This window comes from Cohaesibacter sp. CAU 1516 (genome assembly GCF_005771485.1).
Classification (GTDB): domain Bacteria; phylum Pseudomonadota; class Alphaproteobacteria; order Rhizobiales; family Cohaesibacteraceae; genus Cohaesibacter; species Cohaesibacter intestini.
Window position 1 is genome coordinate 251,351 of record NZ_VANT01000004.1, and the last position, 23,543, is coordinate 274,893.

The 23,543-nt window shown below is 54.8% G+C and carries 22 protein-coding genes and 1 riboswitch; of the genes, 10 read left to right on the plus strand and 12 right to left on the minus strand.

From position 1 onward, the window contains the following. Positions 1-2: 2 nt before the first annotated feature. The 4 genes from FDK21_RS12740 (at position 3) to FDK21_RS12755 (ending at position 4,928) form a co-directional block, all read left to right on the plus strand. Positions 3-584, plus strand: a complete 582-nt coding sequence (locus FDK21_RS12740) for an ATP-binding protein (protein ID WP_138148840.1) — start codon at positions 3-5, stop codon at positions 582-584. Between the two features lie 316 nt (positions 585-900). Beyond that, positions 901-1,188: a co-chaperone GroES gene (gene groES / locus FDK21_RS12745; RefSeq protein WP_114009820.1), complete on the plus strand. Its 288-nt coding sequence runs from the start codon at positions 901-903 to the stop codon at positions 1,186-1,188. Positions 1,189-1,249: 61 nt separating this feature from the next. Next, the gene (groL, locus tag FDK21_RS12750) at positions 1,250-2,902 is read left to right on the plus strand and encodes a chaperonin GroEL (protein ID WP_138148842.1); all 1,653 of its coding nucleotides are present in this window, start codon (positions 1,250-1,252) and stop codon (positions 2,900-2,902) included. A gap of 547 nt (positions 2,903-3,449) precedes the next feature. Beyond that, a complete protein-coding gene (locus FDK21_RS12755) occupies positions 3,450-4,928 on the plus strand; it encodes a PAS domain-containing methyl-accepting chemotaxis protein (protein ID WP_138148844.1) in 1,479 nt (492 codons plus the stop codon). A 92-nt stretch (positions 4,929-5,020) separates the two neighbouring features. Here the strand turns inward: FDK21_RS12755 and FDK21_RS20650 are convergent, their stop codons facing one another. Continuing rightward, positions 5,021-5,230, minus strand: coding sequence for a SlyX family protein (locus tag FDK21_RS20650; RefSeq protein ID WP_171022070.1), 210 nt, complete (start codon positions 5,228-5,230; stop codon positions 5,021-5,023). Positions 5,231-5,459: 229 nt separating this feature from the next. Between FDK21_RS20650 and FDK21_RS12765 the strand changes: the two genes are divergently transcribed. The 3 genes from FDK21_RS12765 (at position 5,460) to FDK21_RS12775 (ending at position 7,729) form a co-directional block, all read left to right on the plus strand. Next, positions 5,460-5,984 (plus strand): Rrf2 family transcriptional regulator, encoded by a 525-nt coding sequence (locus tag FDK21_RS12765; protein WP_157967660.1) that lies wholly within the window; start codon positions 5,460-5,462, stop codon positions 5,982-5,984. A gap of 91 nt (positions 5,985-6,075) precedes the next feature. Then, positions 6,076-6,540 carry a phage regulatory CII family protein gene (locus FDK21_RS12770; protein WP_138148850.1) on the plus strand — a complete coding sequence of 155 codons (465 nt, stop codon included), beginning with the start codon at positions 6,076-6,078 and terminating at the stop codon, positions 6,538-6,540. Positions 6,541-6,688: 148 nt separating this feature from the next. After that, complete coding sequence (locus FDK21_RS12775) at positions 6,689-7,729, plus strand: hypothetical protein (protein ID WP_138148852.1); 1,041 nt, start codon at positions 6,689-6,691, stop codon at positions 7,727-7,729. Here FDK21_RS12775 and FDK21_RS12780 read toward each other — a convergent pair. Together FDK21_RS12780 and FDK21_RS12785 are read right to left on the minus strand one after the other, a co-directional pair. Continuing rightward, the gene (locus FDK21_RS12780; protein WP_138148854.1) at positions 7,711-8,271 is read right to left on the minus strand and encodes a group III truncated hemoglobin; all 561 of its coding nucleotides are present in this window, start codon (positions 8,269-8,271) and stop codon (positions 7,711-7,713) included. The two genes, FDK21_RS12775 and FDK21_RS12780, sit on opposite strands and share 19 nt — an antisense overlap. 28 nt (positions 8,272-8,299) lie before the next feature. Beyond that, entirely contained in the window at positions 8,300-9,058 is a 759-nt protein-coding gene (locus FDK21_RS12785) for a ChbG/HpnK family deacetylase (protein WP_138148856.1), read from the minus strand. A 1,083-nt stretch (positions 9,059-10,141) separates the two neighbouring features. After that, a riboswitch (SAM-I-IV-variant riboswitch) is annotated at positions 10,142-10,253 on the plus strand. A gap of 82 nt (positions 10,254-10,335) precedes the next feature. Between FDK21_RS12785 and FDK21_RS12790 the strand changes: the two genes are divergently transcribed. Beyond that, positions 10,336-10,695 (plus strand): hypothetical protein, encoded by a 360-nt coding sequence (locus tag FDK21_RS12790; protein ID WP_138148858.1) that lies wholly within the window; start codon positions 10,336-10,338, stop codon positions 10,693-10,695. Positions 10,696-10,745: 50 nt separating this feature from the next. Here FDK21_RS12790 and FDK21_RS12795 read toward each other — a convergent pair whose 3' ends face one another. The 8 genes from FDK21_RS12795 to FDK21_RS12830 all read right to left on the minus strand — a co-directional run bounded on the left by FDK21_RS12795 (position 10,746) and on the right by FDK21_RS12830 (position 19,425). After that, a complete protein-coding gene (locus FDK21_RS12795; RefSeq protein WP_171022071.1) occupies positions 10,746-11,846 on the minus strand; it encodes a glycoside hydrolase family 3 N-terminal domain-containing protein in 1,101 nt (366 codons plus the stop codon). A gap of 144 nt (positions 11,847-11,990) precedes the next feature. After that, the gene (gene hisG, locus FDK21_RS12800; RefSeq protein ID WP_138148862.1) at positions 11,991-12,971 is read right to left on the minus strand and encodes an ATP phosphoribosyltransferase; all 981 of its coding nucleotides are present in this window, start codon (positions 12,969-12,971) and stop codon (positions 11,991-11,993) included. Between the two features lie 11 nt (positions 12,972-12,982). Beyond that, entirely contained in the window at positions 12,983-14,125 is a 1,143-nt protein-coding gene (locus FDK21_RS12805) for an ATP phosphoribosyltransferase regulatory subunit (RefSeq protein WP_138148864.1), read from the minus strand. A 60-nt stretch (positions 14,126-14,185) separates the two neighbouring features. Continuing rightward, entirely contained in the window at positions 14,186-15,673 is a 1,488-nt protein-coding gene (hisS, locus tag FDK21_RS12810; protein ID WP_138148866.1) for a histidine--tRNA ligase, read from the minus strand. A 293-nt stretch (positions 15,674-15,966) separates the two neighbouring features. Then, positions 15,967-16,794 carry a mechanosensitive ion channel domain-containing protein gene (locus tag FDK21_RS12815; protein WP_138148868.1) on the minus strand — a complete coding sequence of 276 codons (828 nt, stop codon included), beginning with the start codon at positions 16,792-16,794 and terminating at the stop codon, positions 15,967-15,969. A gap of 168 nt (positions 16,795-16,962) precedes the next feature. Further along, positions 16,963-17,613 carry a DNA-3-methyladenine glycosylase I gene (locus FDK21_RS12820; RefSeq protein ID WP_114009805.1) on the minus strand — a complete coding sequence of 217 codons (651 nt, stop codon included), beginning with the start codon at positions 17,611-17,613 and terminating at the stop codon, positions 16,963-16,965. Between the two features lie 130 nt (positions 17,614-17,743). Beyond that, positions 17,744-18,532, minus strand: a complete 789-nt coding sequence (locus FDK21_RS12825; RefSeq protein WP_138148870.1) for a hypothetical protein — start codon at positions 18,530-18,532, stop codon at positions 17,744-17,746. Positions 18,533-18,699: 167 nt separating this feature from the next. Next, on the minus strand, positions 18,700-19,425 hold the full coding sequence (locus tag FDK21_RS12830; RefSeq protein ID WP_114009803.1) for a protein phosphatase CheZ: 726 nt from the start codon (positions 19,423-19,425) through the stop codon (positions 18,700-18,702). Positions 19,426-19,874: 449 nt separating this feature from the next. On the opposite strand from FDK21_RS12830, the gene FDK21_RS12835 reads away from it, so the two are divergent. Continuing rightward, positions 19,875-20,660, plus strand: a complete 786-nt coding sequence (locus FDK21_RS12835; RefSeq protein WP_114009802.1) for a DUF2927 domain-containing protein — start codon at positions 19,875-19,877, stop codon at positions 20,658-20,660. Between the two features lie 295 nt (positions 20,661-20,955). Beyond that, the gene (locus FDK21_RS12840) at positions 20,956-21,684 is read left to right on the plus strand and encodes a L,D-transpeptidase (protein WP_114009800.1); all 729 of its coding nucleotides are present in this window, start codon (positions 20,956-20,958) and stop codon (positions 21,682-21,684) included. Positions 21,685-21,888: 204 nt separating this feature from the next. Here FDK21_RS12840 and FDK21_RS20950 read toward each other — a convergent pair whose 3' ends face one another. Further along, on the minus strand, positions 21,889-23,205 hold the full coding sequence (locus FDK21_RS20950; RefSeq protein ID WP_157967657.1) for a GGDEF domain-containing protein: 1,317 nt from the start codon (positions 23,203-23,205) through the stop codon (positions 21,889-21,891). Positions 23,206-23,543: the final 338 nt, after the last annotated feature.

Genomic DNA, 23,543 nt, shown 5'->3' on the forward strand with positions numbered 1-23,543 from the left:
CAATGGCTGTTTCACGTTTGCCCCGCCTTGTCCTGACCGGGCCTGAAAGCACTGGCAAGACAACCCTTGCCAAAGCCTTGGCCGAGCATCTGGATGGTGTTCTGGTACCGGAATATCTGCGAGACTATTTCCAAGTGGAAGGCAGCCTGACACTGGAAGATGCCATCCCGATTGCACAGGGCCAGTGGGTAAATGAAGAACGCGGTGCCGAACTGGCCAGCGAGCAGAACCGGCTGCTGGTTTGTGACACCGATCTCGTCTCCTCATTGGTCTATAGCTGTCATTATTACGAAGATGAGATCAACACCCCGCTCTGGGCCTTGTGGGAGCAATGGTCGGAGCGCCACAAGAAGCGCCTCGCCACCCCCCCCTATACGCCCCGTCTCTATATATTGTGCGATGTGGACTGGCCTTGGGTTGACGATGGCCAGCGTGATGCGCCGGACCTACGCGAGTTGTTTCTCAAACGCTTCAAAACCGAGCTGGAAGCCTTGGGCCATGATTTTATTTGCGTCACCGGCTCTCTGGATGAACGGCTGAGCAGCGTTCTTGCCCATCTGGTACGCCATCATGCAAACAGATAAGGTCCTTTGGACCGCGCCTTGAGATTTCCAGCCCTCCCCCCTTTGGCACACAGCCTCTGGAAACCGTTTGGAGACCAAGCCCTATGGTTTTTGTCTGTCAGCGAGGCGCCAGATGGCAAAAAAATTTGTCTCAATTGTTGACTTCTCCCTATGCCTTGCCTAAATGAGAGACCGTCGTTAGCACTCGCCTATTAGGAGTGCTAATACACTTGTTGAACGAGGAGCAGATCGCTCGGATGCCGCTATAAATGGTAGGGGCATAGCATGCCCAACCAGGGTCCGGGGACTGCATAACAGATTAGGGAACGTTTCAGAGATGAAATTCCGTCCTCTGCATGACCGCGTCGTTGTACGCCGTTTGGAATCCGAAGAGAAAACCGCCGGTGGCATCATCATTCCTGATACCGCCAAAGAAAAGCCGTCTGAAGGCGAAGTTGTTGCTGTAGGCAGCGGCGTTCGTGACGAAGCTGGCAAACTGGTTGCACTTGACGTGCAGGCTGGTGACCGTGTGCTGTTTAGCAAATGGGCTGGCACCGAAGTCAAGATCGACGGTGAAGATCTGCTGATCATGAAAGAGAACGACATTCTCGGCATCATGGGCTAAGGCCGGATCCGACGTCGTATCGCCTCACATTCCAAGTTTATAGATTTCAGGAAGAGCTCAAATGGCTGCTAAAGAAGTCAAGTTCGGTGCTGATGCACGCGAAAAAATGCTGCGTGGTGTAGACATTCTTGCCAACGCTGTAAAAACCACCCTGGGCCCTAAAGGCCGCAACGTGGTTATCGACAAATCCTTCGGCGCTCCACGCATCACCAAAGATGGTGTGACCGTTGCCAAGGAAATCGAGCTGGAAGATAAGTTCGAGAATATGGGCGCACAGATGGTGCGTGAAGTGGCTTCCAAAACCAACGATATCGCTGGCGATGGCACCACCACGGCAACCGTTCTGGCACAGGCCATCGTTCGTGAAGGGCACAAGTCTGTTGCTGCTGGCATGAACCCAATGGACCTGAAGCGCGGCATCGATCTGGCCGTTGCTGAAGCGCATAAAGCTCTGGAAGCTGCTTCCCAGCCAATCAACAATTCTGACGAAGTCGCTCAGGTTGGCACCATCTCTGCAAACGGCGAAGCTGAAATCGGCAAAATGATCGCCGATGCCATGCAGAAAGTCGGCAACGAAGGTGTGATCACCGTCGAGGAAGCCAAAACCGCAGAAACCGAGCTGGAAGTCGTTGAAGGCATGCAGTTCGACCGTGGTTACCTGTCTCCTTACTTCGTGACCAACACCGAAAAGATGATTGCTGATCTGGAAGATCCGTTCATCCTGCTGCACGAGAAAAAACTCTCCAACCTGCAGCCAATGCTTCCAATTCTGGAAAGCGTTGTTCAGTCTTCCCGTCCGCTGCTGATCATTGCAGAAGACATTGAAGGCGAAGCACTGGCAACTCTGGTTGTCAACAAGCTGCGCGGTGGCCTGAAAATTGCTGCTGTTAAAGCGCCTGGCTTCGGCGATCGTCGTAAAGCAATGCTCGAAGACATCGCGATCCTGACCGGTGGCACCGTGATTTCTGAAGATGTTGGCATCAAGCTTGAGTCTGTCACTCTCGACATGCTCGGCACCGCCAAGAAAGTCAACATCACCAAAGAAACCACCACCATCGTTGATGGCGCTGGCGACAAAGACGGCATCGAAGGCCGCGTTGCTCAGATCAAAGCTCAGATCGAAGAAACCTCTTCTGACTATGATCGTGAGAAACTGCAGGAGCGTCTGGCTAAACTGGCTGGCGGTGTTGCCGTTATCCGCGTTGGCGGTTCGACCGAAGTGGAAGTGAAAGAGCGCAAAGATCGTGTTGACGATGCTCTGAACGCAACCCGCGCTGCCGTTGAAGCTGGCATCGTGACCGGTGGTGGTACCGCACTGCTGCGTGCTTCCAAAAAAGTTGCTGAGCTGTCTTCTGATAATCCTGACATCACTGCTGGCATCAAAATCGTGCTGCGTGCCCTGCAGGCTCCGATCCGTCAGATCGCCGAGAATGCTGGTGTTGAAGGGTCCATCGTGGTCAACAAAGTCCTCGAAGGCAACGACACCCTCGGCTTTGACGCTCAGAACGAAAAATATGTCGACATGATCGAAGCTGGCATCATCGACCCAACCAAAGTGGTTCGCACTGCCCTGCAGGACGCCGCTTCCGTTGCTGGCCTGATGATCACCACCGAAGCCATGGTTGCTGACGCACCCGCCAAAGAAGGCGCTGGTGGCGGCATGCCTGATATGGGCGGCATGGGCGGCATGGGTGGCATGGGCGGCATGATGTAATAAGCATCACCGTTCAGTACCTAGCTGAAATTGAGGGCAGTCCCGACGGGGCTGCCCTTTTTTTTGCACCCATGCATTCCTGCATTTATGCGCTGCCTGCACATGGAGGCGATATAATGCCAGCATAACCGGTCAACATCTGACTGAGATTGTAGGCAGTCACGAAGGTGCCGCTTTTGAAATCTGCATATATGGAACTGGAACCAATTCTTAGATCAACCATTGGTTGCTTCGCAAATATTGACTGCAGTTACAGCTTATCGACACAAATTGCCAGTTCACCATCTGTTATTAGTATAAATACGCATCAAAACCGGAGCGTGTAAAACCAAACCGCGCCAGTCTTACTAAATTATCTGTAAATAACTAATCGCCATATCCATTTATTCCGCATTTGTTTTTAAACCAGTTTCTAATTTTACTACCTATAACCATCAGTATTTCGACATTAGTTCTTCTCCTTAGATCAAACACTATCAGATTTAATGATAATTTTACTGGATACAGTCAGTGTCATGGAAAATCTTTGATCTTGTGGGGTCACTCTATGTTTAAACTTTCAGGAAATCTCGATAAGGCACGTCTGAATGCAATTGGTGAGTCTTGGGCCGTGATCGAGTTCGATCTCGACGGCACCATTCTCACGGCCAATGACAATTTCTGCAACGCGCTGGGCTATTCATTAAATGAGATCTTGGGGAAGCATCACAGTATCTTCGTCAAGGATGATCTGGCCAGCAGCTCATCTTACGTTGAGTTCTGGAAGGCCCTTGCCTGCGGCAAAGCGCAAACGGGCGAGTTTCCACGCATTCGAAAGGATGGCGAGACCATTTGGATTGAGGCCAGCTACAGCGTCCTCAAGGATGGTTCCGGCAAACCATACCGCGTGATCAAGATTGCAGCAGATATCACACAGAAGAAACTGGAAAATCTACGCTCTGCCGGTCAGATTGCTGCCATCCAGCGGTCACAGGCGGTGATCGAGTTTGAGTTGGATGGCACGATCATTGATGCCAACGAAAATTTCTGCAATGCACTCGGCTATGCATTGTCGGAAATTAAGGGCCAGAACCACAGGGTCTTTATCGATCCCTCACAGGTCAACAGCCCGGACTATGGCAACTTCTGGAACCACCTGCGTTCCGGACAATACCATTCCGGGGAATTCAAACGAATTGGCAAGGGTGGCAAAGAGGTCTGGATACTGGCCACCTACAATCCGATCCTCGATGACACAGGCAAGCCGATCCGGGTTGTGAAGTTTGCCACAGACATCACGGATGTCGTTGAAAACCGCCTGCGCCGAATGACGATCCAGAAAGACATTGATGCTGATCTTGATCTGGTCGCAGATGCCGTCACTGGCACCAACCAACAGGCAGCAAGCGCCGCCAGCGCCGCGACGCAGGCCTCCTCGAGCGTTCAGACTGTGGCAGCGGCATCAGAGGAACTGGTCGCATCGATCGAGGAAATCAGCCGTCAGGTGGCGCAGGCCAGTTCGGTTTCGGGTCAAGCCGTGCAGGAGGCCAACCAGTCAGAAGGCATCATGGCAGGCCTGTCCGAAGATGCTCAGAGTATTGGTGAGGTCATCGAGCTGATCGAGAATATCGCCTCCCAGACCAATCTGCTGGCCCTCAACGCCACCATCGAGGCTGCCCGTGCGGGTGAAGCTGGAAAAGGCTTTGCCGTCGTGGCCTCCGAAGTCAAGGAACTGGCATCTCAGACCACCAAGGCAACGGAACGGATTTCAGCGCAAATCAGTTCGGTTCAGTCCTCAACGGGCAACGCCGTCTCCGCCATTCAGCAAATCAAATCCGTTATCCAACAAGTCAACGCCATCTCGGAGAACATCGCTGCAGCTGTCGAGGAACAGGCTGCTGTCACCCGCGACATTTCCGACAATATGCAAATGGCCTCCACGGGCGTCGCGACCATCTCCGAGAATATCGAGACCATTTCCAAGGCGACGGCACAGATGCAGGATTCCACCATCAAAGTTCGAGCCGCTTCCAAAAAGCTGGCTTGACCGTCACGCATAATTGCAACAAAAGGCCGCCTCATTGGAAGGCGGCCTTTTTGTTTGTCCATTTCCCAAGGCGGCTCAGCCCTCAGTAAAGCTCAGTAATGCGGCGGCTTCTGGTTGGCTGGTGGGCCGGCATTGTCTTCCAGTTCGACGACAGCCTCTTGGAGGAACTTCATCTTGCGGGTCAGGCGATCAATCATGTCCCACTGTCGAGAGACCATATCGGACAAGTCCTCGACCGTCTTGGTTTGATGGGCGAGCTGGATTTCGAGATCGACGACGCGCTCTTCCAATGGGTTTGACATTCCTCTTTCCTCGTTCTGGCTTGTTTGCTGGTTCATGGGATATCGCGCGCGCGTTGCTTTGTCGAGAGCCTTCTCCGGGTTGCGTTGTCCCGCCCCTCGTCCCATGGATGCGACAACAGGACAAAGGAACACCCTAAAAGTTCCCCTTTTTTTCATGAATTGACGCAGCGCAAGGAAAAATGTGCCAACTTCCGCAGAAATGTGGGGCGTCAAGCTTGAGGAAACAACGATGAGACTGGCCAAAGGCACTGATTATGCCTACCGCATCCTGATGTTGGTGGCGATGAATGATGATCGCAATCTGACGGTTGAGAGCGTTGCGAGCGCTTTGCATCTGTCGCGCACCCATTGCATGAAAATCATCGCGAAGCTGTCGAACAATGGTTTTCTGAAAACCATGCGCGGGCGCGGTGGCGGATTGGAGCTGGGCAAGGAGCCTGCCGAAATCCGTATGGGCGATGTGGCCAAGGTGATGGAGGCGGATTTCGGCTTTGTCGAATGCCTTTGCCCTCGTTGTGAGGATGCCCCCCAACCAGACTGTCCGATGTTTGGCGGCTGCGAAATGAGCCGTCTTATGTCCAAGGCGGTCAAGCAGTTTGTTGCCAGCCTCAATGAGAACAGCCTAGCGGACATCCTTGAACGCTCCAAAAACACACCCAATCTGGTGATGTGTGGCTGTGAAACCGGTCGCGGCACGCCGGGAAAAGCCGATGAACTTTCGCAATCGGCCCCTGTTTCTCTCGCTGCGGACTGATCCGAGCTGAAAGTGTTAGAAGCCCTACACCCGACTTGATATTAAAAGTTGCACTGTCTATTCTGGCACTCGTCTTTTTGGGGAGGGGCGAATGCTGGATGATGTGCATGTCAAGGATCGCGGGGCGCAGTTTTCCTTTCTGGTGCGTCAAGCCATCTCGCGCAGCGAGAGGTATGATATCAAAACCATCGCCAAGCGCATGGGACTGAGCTATCAGGCCTTCTATCAGCGACTGAATGGGTCCACCCCTTTTGCTGCGGACGAAATCCGTCGTCTGATTGCCGTCTTTCCCGACCCTTCCATCGTCAGCTATTTGCTGCGTGGCACGGCCTATGTCGCCGCCGAGCGGATTGGAGAAGCGGAAGGCGACCCCGAGGACACCCTTTACCAGGCCGCTCATCGGGTGGTTCTGGAGGCATCCGATGTGTTGCGCGAAATTGATGTTGCGCTTAGAGATCACCGGATCGACCATCGCGATACGGCTTCCATCGTCAAGGAAATCGAGGATGCAGAGCGCAGCCTGATCTCCTTGCGCACTTTCATTGCCGGGCGATAGTTGCCCTCCCCTCCAGATGATTGTTCACGCCAGCTTAAAAACCCGTGGCGTTTTTTTAGCGACGGCATACCCCTTTCCTTGCCATGTCTGGTGCATCAGACGCCGCGCACCGGTGAACCGATGTGCGCCTGCGCAAAGGAGATGCGAAATGCCATTCGATGCACCCCATGCCCATCACCAAAGCCTTCATGAGGGCCCTGTCACCCATTTGACGCCTCCTGCAATTGCACCATCAGGTGTCGAACTGACGCATTTGCTGGCCCATCCGCAAGGTCAGTGTGATCTGGAGGGCCTTGCGGCTGCAATCAGCATGCAGGACCTGGCCTTTGAATGCGAAGGAGACGGACAGCTGGCTCAACATCCCGCCTTTCCCGCAGCCGTGCGTCAGGTGATCGGGTCGGAACTGATGTCGACAGCCTCGCGCGAGGCACTGGCGGGACTGCCCTGCCCCTGGGGCCCGGCCTGCGGCCTGCATGTCTTTTTCAATGGTCAAAGCAACAAGCAGATGGCCGGACTGGCCTGCCCTTGGCTAGTGCGGACAGACAGCACTGGCGCGAACAGCATGCGCGTCACCTTGCGATTGTTCGGGCTGGGGCAGCTTTGGTGCAACAGTTTGGGGGAAGCAGCCCATCGGGCACTGGAGCGGGGCATCAATCTGGCGGGGGTGAAATCGGCATGCCAAGGGGTGCTGATCCGTTCGGTGGATCGTCTCTGGTCTCCCTTGCAAGACCCGGTCCCGACGGCCAACAGGGCACTGGTGCACTTCACCACGCCCTTCCATGGGGCAGCATCAACAGAAGAGTTGATGGATAGCCCTTCTGATCAGGCGACCGTCGGGTCGCAGTTCCTGAGCAGCCTGCTTTCGCGGGCAGAGGATATTGCACGCTGGCATGGCCTTTCGCTGGCAGTGGACCGTCAGACGCTGGATGATGCCTTTGCATCGGTTCAGATGACGATGGACGCACTTGATGTAAGCGAATGGAACCGGGCCATCAGCCAGAGCGGTACGGCCCGTATTCCCATGCGGGGACATACAGGGCTGTTGCAGTTGCAGTTGGGACCGGCGCAGGATCCGGCTCTGTTGCGGCTGCTGCAGATTGGCTCACAGCTTCATTGCGGCCAGGATCTAGCCTTTGGACTGGGGCGCTATGAGCTGTTCCTGACTGCCGATCAGGACTCGTCCTGTTGATCCTTGCGGCGGACGAAAGCGAGGAAGTCCTTCGACATGACACCGTGATCAAAGGCATCGGGTGGCGCGATCCGACCTTGCATAAACACTGCCATTTGCAAGGTCTTGGCGATGGTCTCCGCCCGGCTGATATAGAGATCCGCCGCCGCCTCGGGACACAGATCACGCGCGGTTTGGCGGAACAGGGTCAACCAGTCGGCGAAGTCTTCCGGATCGAGCCCCTCGAGCTTGAGATGGGCAGGAACAGGCTTGCCGCCATATTCCCGCGTCTGCATCAACATTGAGCGCCAGAATGCCTTCATCCGGTCCAGATGCTCAGGCCACTCCATGCTCAGGCCACCGGCAAACAACATGGCCAGCCGGGGATGCTGGCGGACCTTGCCGTAAAATGTGTCGACCAGATCCGAGACCTGCTGCTCGGTGATGGATGCGTGGAGCGGTTTGCCGGTACGTTGCTTTCTCACCAGAGGACGCCCGACCAACTCTTCGCTGGTAGCCGTGTGGGGGGCCTTGCCGAGATCGTTGTCGTCTTCCTGCTGCATATCACTTTCTTTCCCGCAAGCCAGTATTCTAGGTGTTGAACCAATCCATTTGATCAAAACGCCTTCCCGGGTCATTGTCAAAACGCTCGAGCCGAGCCCGGTCACGTTCCTCGTCAAGAGAGGGGCGCACTGCGTACCATATCTGGGTGTCTTGTCGCCAGCTGGATTTCTGAGGCAGTCGTTTGAACTGTTTGACTTCCACCAGCATCCGGCGGTTCCAGCTCTGGGCCTGATGCAGATCGCTATGCCAAACGAAACGGCGTGCCATTCTTTCACGCAAACCACCGGGCCGTGACAGGGTGGGCACAACCATGGCAATGGATCCGAGATTGAAATGCCCCAGACTGGCAGTCGCTCCCAACACTGCCGGTGCAAACATTATGATGGCCTCTTCCAACAGAATGAAAGCCGGCGATCTGCCCATATGCGCAATGAATCGCTTGATCTGGGTACGGAACTCCCCTTCCAAAATGCGCGCATCCAACCCGCCAAACCGCGCGGCAGCAATCAGATCCTGCCGACGCGGCAGTGATCCCTCAGAAAGGCGGTTGGCTGGAGCAAAGCCACTGCTCAACGGAGAGAATGCGCCTGTCAGGCTCAGATGCATTCCGATGACAGCTGACAGAGCCGGATTTTCGACCACCTCCTCGCGCAAGAGCCGAGCACTCTGGGGCCAAAGGTCCGACACAGGCAGACAGGCAACCGCTCCGAGAACCTGATGCCGCACGAGCTGCAGAACGGCCTTGTTGATGCCATCGGTCATCGCATAGTCCAGAGCACAGAGCAAGGCGAGTCCTTTTCATTCTTCAGCCGGTTTGGGCACCATGCCAGTGCAACTCGACCCATCTCCAGACATAAACCGTTTCATATTGATGGTCAGTTGGCGCTTCTATTCCGCAGCATCAATAGGCTCTTGATCGAACCTGTGCAATATGTGTTTTCGGGCCGGAATGATTCGTTGACCTCAACGCGAGACCTATTTTTCTTCGTGCGTACAAGGCGATATCGACTTATTTCCGAAGCGGCGGGTTCAGAACTGTTAAAAACACCTTTTGACAACTGGGCAAGGCGATCGGGTCTGGTCAACAAATTGGGCTTACAAGACAGACCATTCCAAATGCAGGATGGTCTCAATATTTCGGCAGGAAACCTGCATGCGACCATGGGTCCTGAGATTTGAGTGAAGAAATTGGTATTTAAATTCCAATCCACTTACGTCATACTCAAATCTTCGCCTTCTCATATATGAGGTTATTTTTCCGCGCGCCCAATTGTTCGTGTAAATAAAAACAATAGTAAATTCAGGACTAAACCCCACCTTAACTCTCAGCATTCCAATGCACAGCCCAATTTCAGCCTATCAATTAATTTTTCAGTTTAAAAAAAATCATTTAACAATAACTAAAGTCATAATTACAGCCATACATCACTGAACAAAATTAAAATATGTTTTTATCAAATCACAATACTGTCAATTTATAAATATCATAAAATTATTTTCCTGTATTTTTATAGATATTCTTTTTATTGACTATTAAATACACTTTTCTCCTAACTTGATAAGGAAAAAATCTGGCCTTTTTCAAGAATTTCCCCGTAGAACCACTTTTACTATGGAAAAGTGATCTCCTGTAAAATATACTGAAACACGGAGAAACCAAGACTGCCCGACCGGCATTTGTCCCCCAAATCGATGCCGTATAGGAGCGCGGTTTCTCCCAAGACGGTCCCCACATCTAACCGTCACGAGAGGTCGTCGGCAACGACGGCCTCTTTTTGTTAACTGTTGCCCTTGCGCCACGCCAACAGCCTGAACAACCGCTTCTTCATTAAACCACCTTGATCTGGCCGCAATGTCGCCGTATGGTTTGGCCATCATCATGAGAAGGGCTGGCGCCCTCGCCAACCTGCCAACCGCGGCAAGGTGGCACCTATTACGGGATGTGGCGGCATCTTTGCAGACCGCGAAGATGGCGCAAACACGCGGATATTCCCATATCGTCGCCAGTCTTCCAAACCGTGTCAGGTGCACCAGGCGCTTTGACATGCAAGGAAGGAACAAAAATGTTTGAAGCAGCCGATTTCGATCGTCACCATTCTGCAGAGTCCGATTCCATTCTGGCACAAGGACATGGAAAACGGATTTCATCTCCCCTGAAAGCACCTGTCGATGCGACCGCCTATGAACGGGCGGTACGCACCATTCTCGAGGCTGGGTTCAAGGCGCGGGTGTTGTCCTGGCGATCTGCCTATGATCTGGGCGCACAGAACAATCTGTCCCTCGAAGCGCTGCGGGAGCGCGTCAGCCAATGCGTCCGGTTGATTGATGCCGGTCTGGGTTGTGCGATTGACGAAACCCTGTTTGCGGCTTTGGTTTTTCATTATGCTCCGCTTGCGCGCGGTATTGCCCGTCAGCCCCGTTGATCCAACTGTGTGCACGGGTCTCAACGCACCCTCAGCTCGGTCTGTCTTCATCAGGTTGAGCGGGAGCGCTGGATTTTGTCTGCCGATTGGAAAATCCGACCTTCCTGAATGCGCCCCTCGCGGATGGCCGAGCGGATCCAATCGACCGCTTCGGCCGGGTGATCCGGGTCGGGCTTGAGACTGTTGGATAAAAGCAGCAAGTCATAACCCGCTTCCACTGCTCTGAGCACCGCTTCACGGGGTTTGGCGACCTTGCGCACGGCTCCCATATCGAGGTCGTCAGTCATGGTCAAACCCTTGAATTGCAGGCCCCGCTGCAGCACATCCCGGATCAGGGTCCGTGAGAATGTGGTCAATTCACCATTGTCCTGCTGGGAAATCCGTACATAGAGATGACCGGTCATGATGATGTCGGCCAGCCCCTGTCGGACCAGCAAGGAGAAAGGTTTCAGCTCCTCCGGATCCCAACTGTCGCGAATGTCGACAAAGCCGTTATGGCTGTCCTTGTTGGACAGGCCGTGGCCGGGAAAGTGCTTCAGGGACGTGTTGATGCCATAGCGGCGATGGGCGCGGATGAAGGCAGCCGCATAGGCGACAACCGTATCAGCATCAGCGCTATAGGCGCGCAGGTTGCGGCCTATGACAGGATTGTAGGCACGATGAAGATCTGCAACGGGGCCCAGATTGAGCGTGAAGCCCATTTTGGCCAGTTCGCGGGCCGCCACTCCATAAAGTTTTTCTGCACCCGCCACATCTCTTGTCTGGGCGACACGCAAGGCAGACGGTAGACGCGTGAAGCCCTGCTTCTCGCGCAGGCGCTGAACAGCCCCACCTTCATGATCAACGGCAATATGGGTGACCTTGGCATTGTGAAACAGGTTGTTCAGCCCCTGCACATCACGACCCGAGCCAATATTGCCCGAGAGATAGACGACTGAAGAGGCCCTGCCCTTTGCCACATGATTGGCAATGGAGCGGGCAAAACGACCCTTGGCGCTCTTGCCGGAAAAGCCGATCATGATCAGACGCCCAATCGCCCGATCCAGATCAGCGGCATTGACGATGTCGGCCTTGATCAAGGCAGGCGCAGCAAGAGAACCGGCAGCCAGTTGCAAGGCCCGACGACGAGAAAGCAAGAAAGGCTGCTGCATGGATAGGTCCGCTGTTTGTGCCCGATGGATCCGCTTGGACGCGTCAAAACCAAGGCACAGGCGTGCTTGCATGATTCTGACGAGCCGATTTCGCTTCCCTTGAAGCCAGAGCTTTGAGTCGAAATCAAGGCTTCGGCAAAAAGCCTAGTCGTCGAGGCGCGCGATCAGGTGATCAAACAGCGGATTGGAGGCTTCGAAAATATAATCGAGGCTTTTGACCGACACTTCCGTCGCCCCCAAAGCCCTGAGGCGTGCGGCGATCGGATAGACGAAGCCTTCGGGCGCATGCAATGTGACGAACCCTTCCCCATGGCCGAGCGGCGCATAGACATTGGCGTCGGCAAATTCATCACAAATCTGCTGACTGACAGAGGCGGCATCAAAATGGGCGGCGGTGATTTCGCGCCGGGTGCGGGCAGCTTCCTCGGCCTGAATGCGATCGAGAATTTCGCTCAAGGCAAGGCGGGCCTCTTCGGACCAGTCCGCCGTGAGGGAGGCGACCAGATTGGCCTCGGAGCGCAAGATGACACCATCGTCCAAGATCTTGAGATTGTTGGCTTCAAGGGTCGAGCCGGTCGAGGTGATGTCGACAATCACATCTGCGGAGCCTGCTGCCGGAGCCCCTTCGGTCGCGCCAAGGCTTTCGACGATCTTGTAATCGACGATGCCGTGGCTGGCAAAGAAGCTGCGGGTCAGGTTGATATATTTGGTCGCGACCCGCAGCCGGTGGCCGTAGCGGGCCGGCATGTCGATGGCAACGTCGCCGAGATCTTCCATGGTGCGGACGTCGATCCATGCCTTGGGCAGGGCGATCACCACATTGGCGTGGCCAAAACCGAGCTTGATCAACAGATCGACATAGCGCTCCGGCGTGGTCAGATGCTCGCGGATCAGATCCTCGCCCGTCACCCCAAGATGGACGGAGCCGGCCTTCAGTTCCTTGGCAATTTCAGAGGCTGACAGGAAGGCGATTTCGACATTGTCGATGCCTTTGAGGTGACCGCGATAATTGCGTGCTCCGCCGGGACGGGCGACTTTCAGCCCAGCACGGGCGAAGAAGGCGTTGGCGTTTTCTTGCAGGCGGCCTTTGGAGGGCACGGCGATGATGAGAGGTGACTTGCTCATGATAATCTTCCCTAGCCCTCAGCTTTGTTCAAACGATCCAGCCAGATCACAAACCCGATGGCAGGCAGGGCCTCGAGCGAAAGATTTGCATCAACGCGCGGGGCCAACAGGCCCAGCAGGCGATCATAGCGCCCGCCACCGGCAACCGGGCTGGCTTCGCCTTCAAAATTCAGCTCGTAATTGAAGCCGGAATAGTAATCGAGGCGGCGGCCGAAATCGGCCTTGAAGCAGATGGGTGCATCGGAAGCAACAGACGCCTTGATCGCATCAACGCGCTCGGCAAACTGGCTCAAGGCGCCTCCCAACGGATTGCCTTCAGCCGCATCAAAGGCTTGCAACTGAGACAGGCTGTCATCAAGCGAACCGGAAATGGCGAGATAGCGAGAGATGGTGTCGATTTTCCCAGCGTCCCAGCCTGCATTGGCTGCCAGCTCGGCCTTTTCCATGTAACGCTCGGCAATGTCGCCGACAGACCGTCCGCCAACCGCCGCAAGGCCTGCAATATCGAGCATTTCCTCGACTGCGTCGCGCACGGCGGCAGGATCCTTGCCTTCGAGAATACGGGCAAGACCGGCAGAGGCGTCCTGATCATCCGCCCCACCCTGAGCCAGGCGCTTGAGCATCTTGTCGAGCAATGTCCGGTCGCCGAACGCCCCTTCAAGGCGGCGCTGCCAAACGGTTGGCGTTTCCAGCGCCGTCAACAAGGCCGAGAAGAGCGCATTGTCGCCAATGGTGACAATCGGGGTGCGGTTCGACAAGCTTTCGACAAGCTTCAAGGCCCCGGTGAGGCTGTTGGCGTCAAAGCTAACACCACCTTCAGGGTCGAACTGTTCAAGGCCCGCCTGCCAGCTTTCGCCGGGCAGATCGTCGCCACGCTGGCGGAAGACCGGACCAACACAGGCATAATTGGCAACTTGATCAATCGGGGCCGAGGAGAGATGGTGCAGGCAGGCAGGAATGGTGAATTCGGGCCGCAGCGCCATGGCTTCGCCATTGGCACCGGGGGCCACATAGAGCCTGCGACGGATGTCTTCCCCGATCAGATCGACAAAGACATCGGCATGAAACAGCACCGGCAGATCGATTGCGGTGGCACCTACGGCTGCAAATTGCTCGGTCAGCTCGGCCCGCATGGCATCGGTCATATAGGTCATGTCATCTCCTTACCCGGTTGCCCGGGGATCTTGGCGGCCCCTGTAGCCGCTGAGCCGAATTCACCCGGCAGCGTTGGCTGCAGAGCGGTCGGCGGCTTGGTCGGCCAGCATCTTCTTGACGGTATCCACCAGATCGGCAGTGGCCACTTCGACCTGTGCCGGGCGGCTTTCGCGCCAGGTGGCATTGTCCTCGATCTCGGCGGACAGGCGCTTGCCCTCTTCAAGATCCTTGATCTGAACGATGCCTTTTTCTTTCTCGTCCGAGCCCTGAATGATGGCCAGCGGACAATCGCGCTTGTCGGCATATTTCAGCTGATTGCCGAATTTCTTCCAGTTGCCCTGATAAAGCTCTGCCCGGATGCCTGCGGCACGCAGGTCCTGCACCATTTTCATGTAATGGCCGAGGCTTTCCACGTCGCCATCCATGACGGTGACCAGAACCGGGGCGACCATTGGGTCATTGCCGAGTTTGCCGAGATTTTTCAGCGCGGTCATCAGGCGGGAAACGCCGATGGAGAAGCCGGTGGCAGGCACATCACGGCCAACAAAGCGCTTAACGAGGCCGTCATAGCGACCGCCACCGCCGACAGAGCCAAACTGAACCACTTCGCCCTTTTCGTTGGTCACATCAAACAGCAACTCGGCCTCATAGACCGGGCCGGTATAGTATTCGAGGCCGCGGACGACAGATGGGTCAATCAGGATGCGGTCCTTGCCATAACCGCAGGCATCGAAAATCTGCTGCATGACTTCGAGTTCGCGGGTGCCGTCATTGTCCATTTCCAGCGTGCCTTCAGTGAAAGCAATCACTTTCTCGACATTCTCGGCGCTGAGGCCTGCGCCCTTGGTGAAGTCGCCGGACTCATCCTTGCGGCCTTCGCCAAGCAAAAGGCGAACCCCTTCGGGGCCGAATTTGTCGAGCTTGTCAACCGCCCGCAGCACCGTCAGGCGGCCTTCGACATGCTCATCGCCACCAAAGCCGATTTCGTCCATTACGCCATCAAGCACCTTGCGGTTGTTGACGCGGATGACATAGTTGCCGCGTTCGATGCCCAAGGCTTCCATCGTGTCGGCCATCATCATGCAGGCTTCGGCATCGGTCTGGACGCCCGGCGCGCCGACGGTGTCGGCGTCAAACTGCATGAATTGGCGGAAGCGGCCCGGCCCCGGCTTTTCGTTGCGATAGACATAACCGACGCGATAGGTGCGGTATGGCAGCTGGATTTCGTTGATATTTTCCGCGACGTGACGGGCCATTGGCGCGGTCAGATCATAACGCAGGCTCATCCATTGTTCGTCATCATCCTGCACGGAGAAGACACCGGCATTGGGGCGATCGGTGTCGGGCAGGAACTTGCCCAGACAATCGGTATATTCGAAGGTAGGCGTCTCAATCGGGTCAAAGCCATGATGCTCATAGACGGCCTTGATCTTTGCGAGCATGTCTTCGGTTGCGCGAATGTCTTCGGCAGTCCGATCCACAAATCCGCGCGGCAGGCGGGCCTTGAGCTTGTTGGGCTTTTTCTTGTTTGCCTTGTTCTGGGCCATGATTGGACGTCACTTCGTTCGGGTTGAAAGAGGTTCAGGCTGCCTTTGTTGGAGCGGCGAAAACCTGCCAGATCCACAAATGCACCCTGTTCGGTCTCTTCCCTAGCCCATCACTCAAGGCGCGACAAGGTTTTAGCCAGAAACAATTGGCGCAAAGACCCGATTTTCTCTCGCTTGTCGACAAGCATCATCACTTTGCCGTATCAGCAAAAGGTTGCGCAGACATGACAAAGGCAGCGCCTCAAGGCGCAGCCTTCGCAATTCGAGAAGTCGGTGAAAGGCTCTCGCGCCGGTCAGCCTTGCGGTGCTTCGCCTTTGGCCTCTTTGAGGACTTCAACCTGATGGGGATAGGGAATGGAAATACCATTGGCATCAAAGGCTTCCTTGGTGGCCTTAATGAAGGCGAATTTCAGCTCCCAATAATCAGCCGCCGCGCACCAGAGGCGGACCGTCAGATCGACCGAGGAATCCCCCAGATTGGTCACCCGTACCCATGGGGCAGGCTCCTGATGGACGCGCTCATCCGCATTGGCCAGATCGAGAAGGACTTGCATGGCCTTGTCCATATCGTCGTCATAATCGATGCCAAAGACGAAATCACAGCGGCGGACCGGATGAGCGGAATAATTGGTGACAATCGATCCCCATGCTTTGGAATTGGGCATGATGATCTGCACATTGTCCGGCGTCGCCATCTCGGTCACGAACAGATTGATATCCTTGATCGTGCCAGCCGTGCCGCCAATGTCGACATAGTCGCCCATTTTGTAATGGCGAAAGATGATCAGCATGACGCCAGATGCCACATCGCTCAAGGTGCCCTGCAAGGCAAGACCAATGGCCAAAGATGCTGCACCCAAGACCGCGACAAGGCTGGTTGCCTGAAACCCGAAAAGCTGAAGGACAGCGATGCCGACAAAGGCCAGAATGAGCCAACGAACCATAGACGAGGCGAAACTGACAAGGGTCTGATCAAAGCGGCGTATGCGCGAAAGGCGATTGCGGACAATCCGTCCGGCCATTCCAGCCACCAGATAGCCAATGATCAGGAAGGTGAAGGCCTTGACGACATTGATAATAAGGGGTGCATAGGCCCCCAGTTCGTTGATCAACTCATTCATGCTAAAACTGCTTCTGGTTTGAACGATGTGTTACCTTGCTGATCCGATCAGTGAACAGAGGGAGTTGTCGATCGCAACAGCAAAGTAGATTTACCTACACTCTTATATCAAATGCAAAGCAAAGCAAATGGTTGCATTGCCACAGGCCTCAAAACCGGCTTTGGGTGATCAGGCCGCATTGGGCCGTGTGAAGCTGTCGCGTTCACCCTCGATCACGTCACGACAATAGCAGCCTTCAACATGATCATTGACCAGTCCCATGGCCTGCATGAAGGCATAAATGGTGGTCGGGCCGACAAAGGACCATCCACGCTTTTTCAGATCTTTGGAAATGGCTTTCGAAATGTCGGTTTGGCTGAGCTTGACCAGTTCTTCATAGATCGGGCGGTCTGGACGATCTGAGGCACCGGGTTCATGGGCCCAGAAATAGGCTGCCAGCGAGCCGAACTCGCGGCGCAATTCCTGCGCCCGTTTGGCATTGTTGATGGTGCTTTCAATCTTTTTGCGGTGACGGACGATGCCCGCATCGGCAAGACAGCGCTCAATGTCGGCCTCGGAGAAGGCTGCCACCTTGTCCATGTCGAAATTGGCAAAGGCGGCGCGAAAATTCTCGCGCTTCTTGAGGATCGTGTACCAGCTCAGCCCTGACTGAAAGCCTTCAAGGCAGATCTTCTCGAAAAGTGTCCGGTCATCGGCAACCGGGTGGCCCCATTCGTCGTCATGATAGGCCTGATAATCGGGTTTACCACCGTGCCACCAGCATCGCGCCTTGCCATCTTCACCGATGATCAGTCCGTTGTCTGCCTGTTGATCTGCCATTGTGCTTCCCCCGCTCAATCAGCGCACACGTTCCGCCTTTGTTCTTATTGTGATTCCGTTATGGAGTCAATCAGGCGCACGCGCGGACCGAACCAGATCGACGCAGGGCGGACCGATGATGCGCTTGGTGCTATTCCGAGGGGGCTTGCGGGACGTTGATGGGCGCCGCCTCATTGGCTACGGATCGTGTTGCCTCATAGGCAGCGACCCATGCTTCATCCGGCATCTTGGGACATGGACGATAGGTCTTGTCATAGTCGACCAGACGCGGCAAGAAGGTCAGATCCGATCTATCGGTTGGATCGCTTTTGAGGAAGCCCATCTCCTCGAAGGTGAAGGCGATCCGACCATCATCGGTCTTGGCAGTCACCGCTTTCTTGAGTGATTGCCCCGTTTCCTGCCCGCCAATGAAGGACAAGGTTCCCTTGCCATCAAAACGGAACATGCGCATCGGAATGAGCGTATAGTTGGGAGAGGTGAAGGCGTAAACATAGCGCAGGCTGTTGGCATTGCCAGCATCGTCGAGGGTGGCCCTGTTGTTGGCGTCGCTCTGCTTTTCCCGCACACGCATGCCCACGGCCCGCAGAACGGCATGCGACATGGCAAGGCGGTGATAGAAGCCATCAAGGCCCTCAACCGCATCATTCAAGCGGTAGGCCAGCGACTTGTGCATCACATCATCGACCGGCCATGGGTGAGACCCGTCAGGAAGCGGAGGCCAATAGTCTTTTGCTCGCTGTTTCACGTCTGCCAGATAGGCTCGATATTGTTCATTGGTGACCGGGCCAAAACTGCACGCGTCCTGATCCGATTCCCGATAGAGATATGGCCAGGCAATGTTGGCCATATAAATGATCAGGATGAGGGACAAAAGAAAGCGGGGAAGAAGCGATACCAAACGCTTGGCAAAAGGCGGCATGTCAGTCTCCGGTGGTCAAACAGCACGTCCGGGCACGACCAGTATGGTCTTGTCTGGGCAAGAGGAAGCTTGTTTCTTTCTGCTTCTTCCGAGACGGAACAAACAACAAAAAAAGCCCAAGGGTATAGTCCCTAGGGCTTTTAGACCATTTTTTGCAGATTGTGAACTTAGTCGAACAGGGCGTCGATGTCGTCCTGGCTGGCCACACCTTCTTCGCCCCCCAGAGCCGGGCCGTTGAGCAGTGCGTCGTCGCCGGTCTTGGCCAACGGATTGTCCACTTCGATTTCCTGGAAGTGGTCGATGCCGCCCCAGATTTCCATCATGCTGACGATGCGCTCTTCGATGAAGCGCAGAACATTGACCACCTTGGTGATGCGCTGGCCGGTGAGATCCTGAAAGTTACAGGCCTCGAACATCAAGACAACGCTATCCTGAATTTCATGAGTCCATTGGTCTTCTTCACCGGTCAGAACCTTGGACAATTTGTTGGCATTGTCATCGATCGTCTCGGCTGCGGCCAAAATCTGCTCGGTCGCCTGCTCGGTGCCCTGCACAATGGCGTCAAGTTCGTCGGTGACCCTGTTCATCTCTGCGGAATGCAGGCCATTCACATGCAGGGTGGCAATTTCGCGCTTGGTTTCGGCGATGGCTTCATAGATTTCGTCCATCTCCTTTTTCAATTTCAGCGCTTCATTCATCTCGGTGCGGTAGGTCTCCACCAGATTGGTGTTGAGTTCCTGAGCCGGCTCGATCAGGGAGCGAAGAGCTGCCAGCTCTGCCATGATCTGGTTGTGCTGCTCACCCGTCATCGCCGAATTGGCTGCTGAGGTTTTTTGTGGCAAGGCATCGCCCAGAATTTGTTCGATTCGAAATGGTTTCGTAGCCAACGCCATTTCCACTTTACTCCCACAGATCATACTTCGGATGCGCTCCGCCCTATTAATAAGTAGAAAAACTTAGTGAGCGGCCGCACTATTTTCATCAAGGGTAATCCTTGCGTTGCAGAAGTCTATCTTGGCTTTCGTTAAGATAGGGTTTTTGGAAACTGAAAAATGAAATTTTTATCTACCTGTATTCGTTGTAGAAATCTTGCTGCTTTTCTCACTCCTTGCCATCGACGCAAAGATTGTCACTGTGGTGCCATATGTGCTGTTTGCTTTCTGCAAGACTAACAAGCAAAGAGAAGAAACCGGACCGACCCCTGTCGGATTTTTGATTGGGCTGGTGACTGGCTTTTTTTCGGTCTGTTGGATAGTGTCTTTTCCAGTCAGACAGACAGCCCTCCCTGGATGGGTTGCAAAGTCCGTCCAAATGCGACCGATATTCAGTAAGACATGCCCAGATGCTCCGATTGTTCGACAGATTGCCGTTCCCTTTTGCCATGCTTGTGATTGGTGCCAAGCGGATGGCATGCATCATGCTGGCTGCTGCCTGCCTGACCCTGTCGGTTCAAGGGTCTGTTTTGCACGCTGCCAATTTTGCCGACACCGATATCGCCGACGGGTTTTACAAGACGGTGTTCGGGGCAGAAATCCGGTCCCTTAGCTGGGGAAGCCAGACGAACCGGGTCAAGAAATATGTCACACCGGTAAAGATCTGGATCGACAATCGCGCCCGGCTCAATCGACTGAAGACAGTCAGGCAGTTTGTGCGCAATCTGCCCAGACAAATTCCCGGACTGAAGGTTCGCTTTGCCCGGACTCCTAAGGATGCAAATTTCCGTATTTATATAGTCGATGCCAAAGATTACGAGGAAACGGTGCGGTATGAGGTGTTTGGCCAGGCCAACATGGAGGTGCCGGGGCAGTGCATTGTGCGGGTTCTGTCCCGCAGATCGGGCATCTTGCGTTCGGACGCGGTGATCGTATCGGATCAGGGCCTTTCCCTGTTTCGCCGCTGCATGGTGGAAGAAATCCTGCAAGGACTGGGGCCCCTGAACGATGATGCAAGCCTCATCCACTCCGTTTTCAATGATACCAGCACGTTTGATCACTTTACCCGTTACGACCGGCTGATCATGAATATGCTATATAATCCGGATGTTAAACCGGGCATGACCTTAAGGCAGGTGCGTCCAATGACCCCTCGCCTGCTTAAAGAAGCCAAACGGATCGTTGGCGCGCGCTAAGCCCTCTGACCTGCAGAGGCGCCTCATCCTGACAGGGTGTTTTACTCCGCTCAGTCTGGATCACGCGCGTCGGGTTGGTAAAGAATATTGGTAAATTTTTCCTTTTTTTACACTTTCTTTACGCTGACTCCATTCAGGCATCCAAGCAAGCTTTTGTTTACCTTTTTGTTTGGTTTCAAGCCTACACTGAGATCCATAATTCGGGAGCATCCTTTGAATTTTGCTCCATAAGTCAGCTATTCGCCCCGGCCGCTCAGTCGCCGGATGACGTCGATAATGTGTTGTGAGTCTGTCGATGAAGCGTCTTGTTTATTCTCTTTGTGCTGTTGCACTGAGCAGCGGCGGTGTGATTTCCACGCCCGCTGATGCCACTTCCCTGCGCTATGCACCGCCACCGCCGGTGATGCTGAGCGCTGACCGGATCGATCCATGGATCATGCAGTTGCGTCCCGGTCAGGTCCGCGCCGTTCCAACAGAGGTGCGGCCAAAGGTCAATCGCAAGCATTATGCCTCCGTACCGCGTCAAGGTCGGACACAGGCGCTGTCGGCGAAAAAGACCAAACGCCGCGCCCCCACCATTGATCCACGCTTCTTGCCCACGGTGGTCGATTATCAAGGCCCGCACAAGCCGGGGACCGTGATCGTCAATACCAATGAGCGCTATCTCTATCTGATTGAACGGGACGGCACAGCCCGCCGCTATGGCGTTGGTGTCGGACGTCCCGGCTTCGAATGGGCGGGCGCCCACAAAATCACCCGCAAGGCCGAATGGCCAAGCTGGCGGCCACCGGCAGAAATGCGCGCCCGTCAGCCGGGTCTGCCTGAATTCATGGAAGGTGGTCCACGCAATCCACTTGGTGCCCGCGCCCTCTATCTGGGGTCCACCCTGTACCGAATTCACGGCTCCAACGAGCCCTGGTCCATCGGCCAGGCGGTCAGCTCCGGCTGTATCCGGATGCGCAATCAGGATGTTCAGGACCTTTATGAACGGGTCGGTGTCGGCACCAAGGTGGTGGTCATTTAAAACCGCCTCTTCAATAGCATTTATAAAGTCAAAAAAGTTGAGAGAGAGATCCACATTGGATCTGTAAACTGGGCTTCCTTCGGGAAGCCCTTTTTTTGCGACGGCTCCAAAAACGAAAGCCCGCATCCAATCTCACGGACCGACGCATGGCATCAAAGCTACGGTCCAGCCGCAGCATGGAACAGTCAAACCGGTTGAGTGGGATCAGATATCGAGTTCGATGAAGGAAACCGAACGTAGGCGCTTGTCATGATACATGCGGGCATCGGCAAGGGTCGTCAGCGAAGACATGGAGCCATCGCCTTCGAAGAAGTGGACCACCCCCATGCTCAGGCCGAAGGACTCGAACCCCTTCTCGGCCAGCGATTGCTCGACTTCGTTGATCTTTGTGCGCAGGTCCTCGGCCTCGAGCGCCCCGGCACGCGGGAAAATCTGCACGAATTCATCGCCGCCCAAACGGAAGACCCGGCTATCAGGGTCGATTTCGGACAAATGCTGCGCCACAAGGCGCAGGGCACGGTCGCCTTCTTCGTGCCCCAGACTATCATTGATCCGTTTGAAGCCATCAACATCGACCAACATCACGATGGCATTGCGCATGGCATTGGGATCGAACATCGCAAGAACCGGTGAATCCTTGGTTTCGAAAGCCATGTCATCAAGGCATTCCTGCAAATAGGCTTCACAGGCCCGGCGGTTGCCTTTGCCGGTCAGGGCATCGGTATTGGCTTCAGCGACCGCAACCCGCGCCTCCAACTGGGCATTGTCAGCCTGAAAGAAGGGGCCATACAGAGCTCGCACTTCGCGCAACAAGGTTACGGTCTCATGGACATTGCCCGGTTCGTGATCATCAGCCAGAAGCGCAAAGCCAACGCATTCCTTCTGCATATCCTTGAGCGACACGCCAACCAGATGCCTGATGCCCAGTTCCTCGGCCAACTCGTGCCGGGCGAAGCATTTCGAAATGGCACTGGTGGTGATGATCGAACTGCAGAAGTCCATATCATCGTCCGGCGCGATATCGGGGATGATGCCCGAGCGGATTTTATCGCCGTCAAAAGCCACATCAAAGGTCACCGCTCCGACCTCGGGATCCTTCGTCCCAATGGCAACCCATCGGGAGGTAACAAATTTGCGCAAGACCTGCATGGCAGCCAGACTTGGTGTGACACCATCAACCACCTGACGGCTGAATTCTTCGCGCAGTCGCTCGATGCGCTCAACCAACTGGCAATCCTGACGGAAAATATAGGCGGTGTTGGACCCGACCGGATGGCAGGACACAGTCCAGCCTTCCAGTGAGTTGTCGGCAGCAGGTTCCCAGCACTGATCGTGGCCGCCGCTCCCGTTCACCTTGCCATTGTGGTCAAGAACATGATTCTGGAGGAAATCCGGCAAAGAGGACATGGACGCGTTGCGATAAATGACGCTGCCCGCAGCGGACACAATCATCACCCCGTCACTCATTCTCTCGAAAATCGCATAGAGATCCATTTCAGGAACCCGCAATGTCGCCGTCATTCTGTCGTCCCCACTTGACATGCTTGCCTTAACTATCGCGGGGAATTGATAAAATCTCATTAAACAAGGGCAATTATACATACATGCCCTGAAAAGTTGCGCAGCGCTTGGGTGACAAATCACCAAGAAGCAACCCAAAGTATCGATTTTCATGAACAAATTCTTGCAACAAACACAATATATGGTGCGCATAGGCGTCTGTGGGTATCTACGTAGAAGTTCCCCACAGCTTCCCCATGCCAAAGTCGCATCTCGGCATGCTGACGCAGCGGCAATTTGCCGCGAAGGAGAAAAAATGTTGCTTTTGATGTTTGTCATTAATCCAAGCATGCAATTGA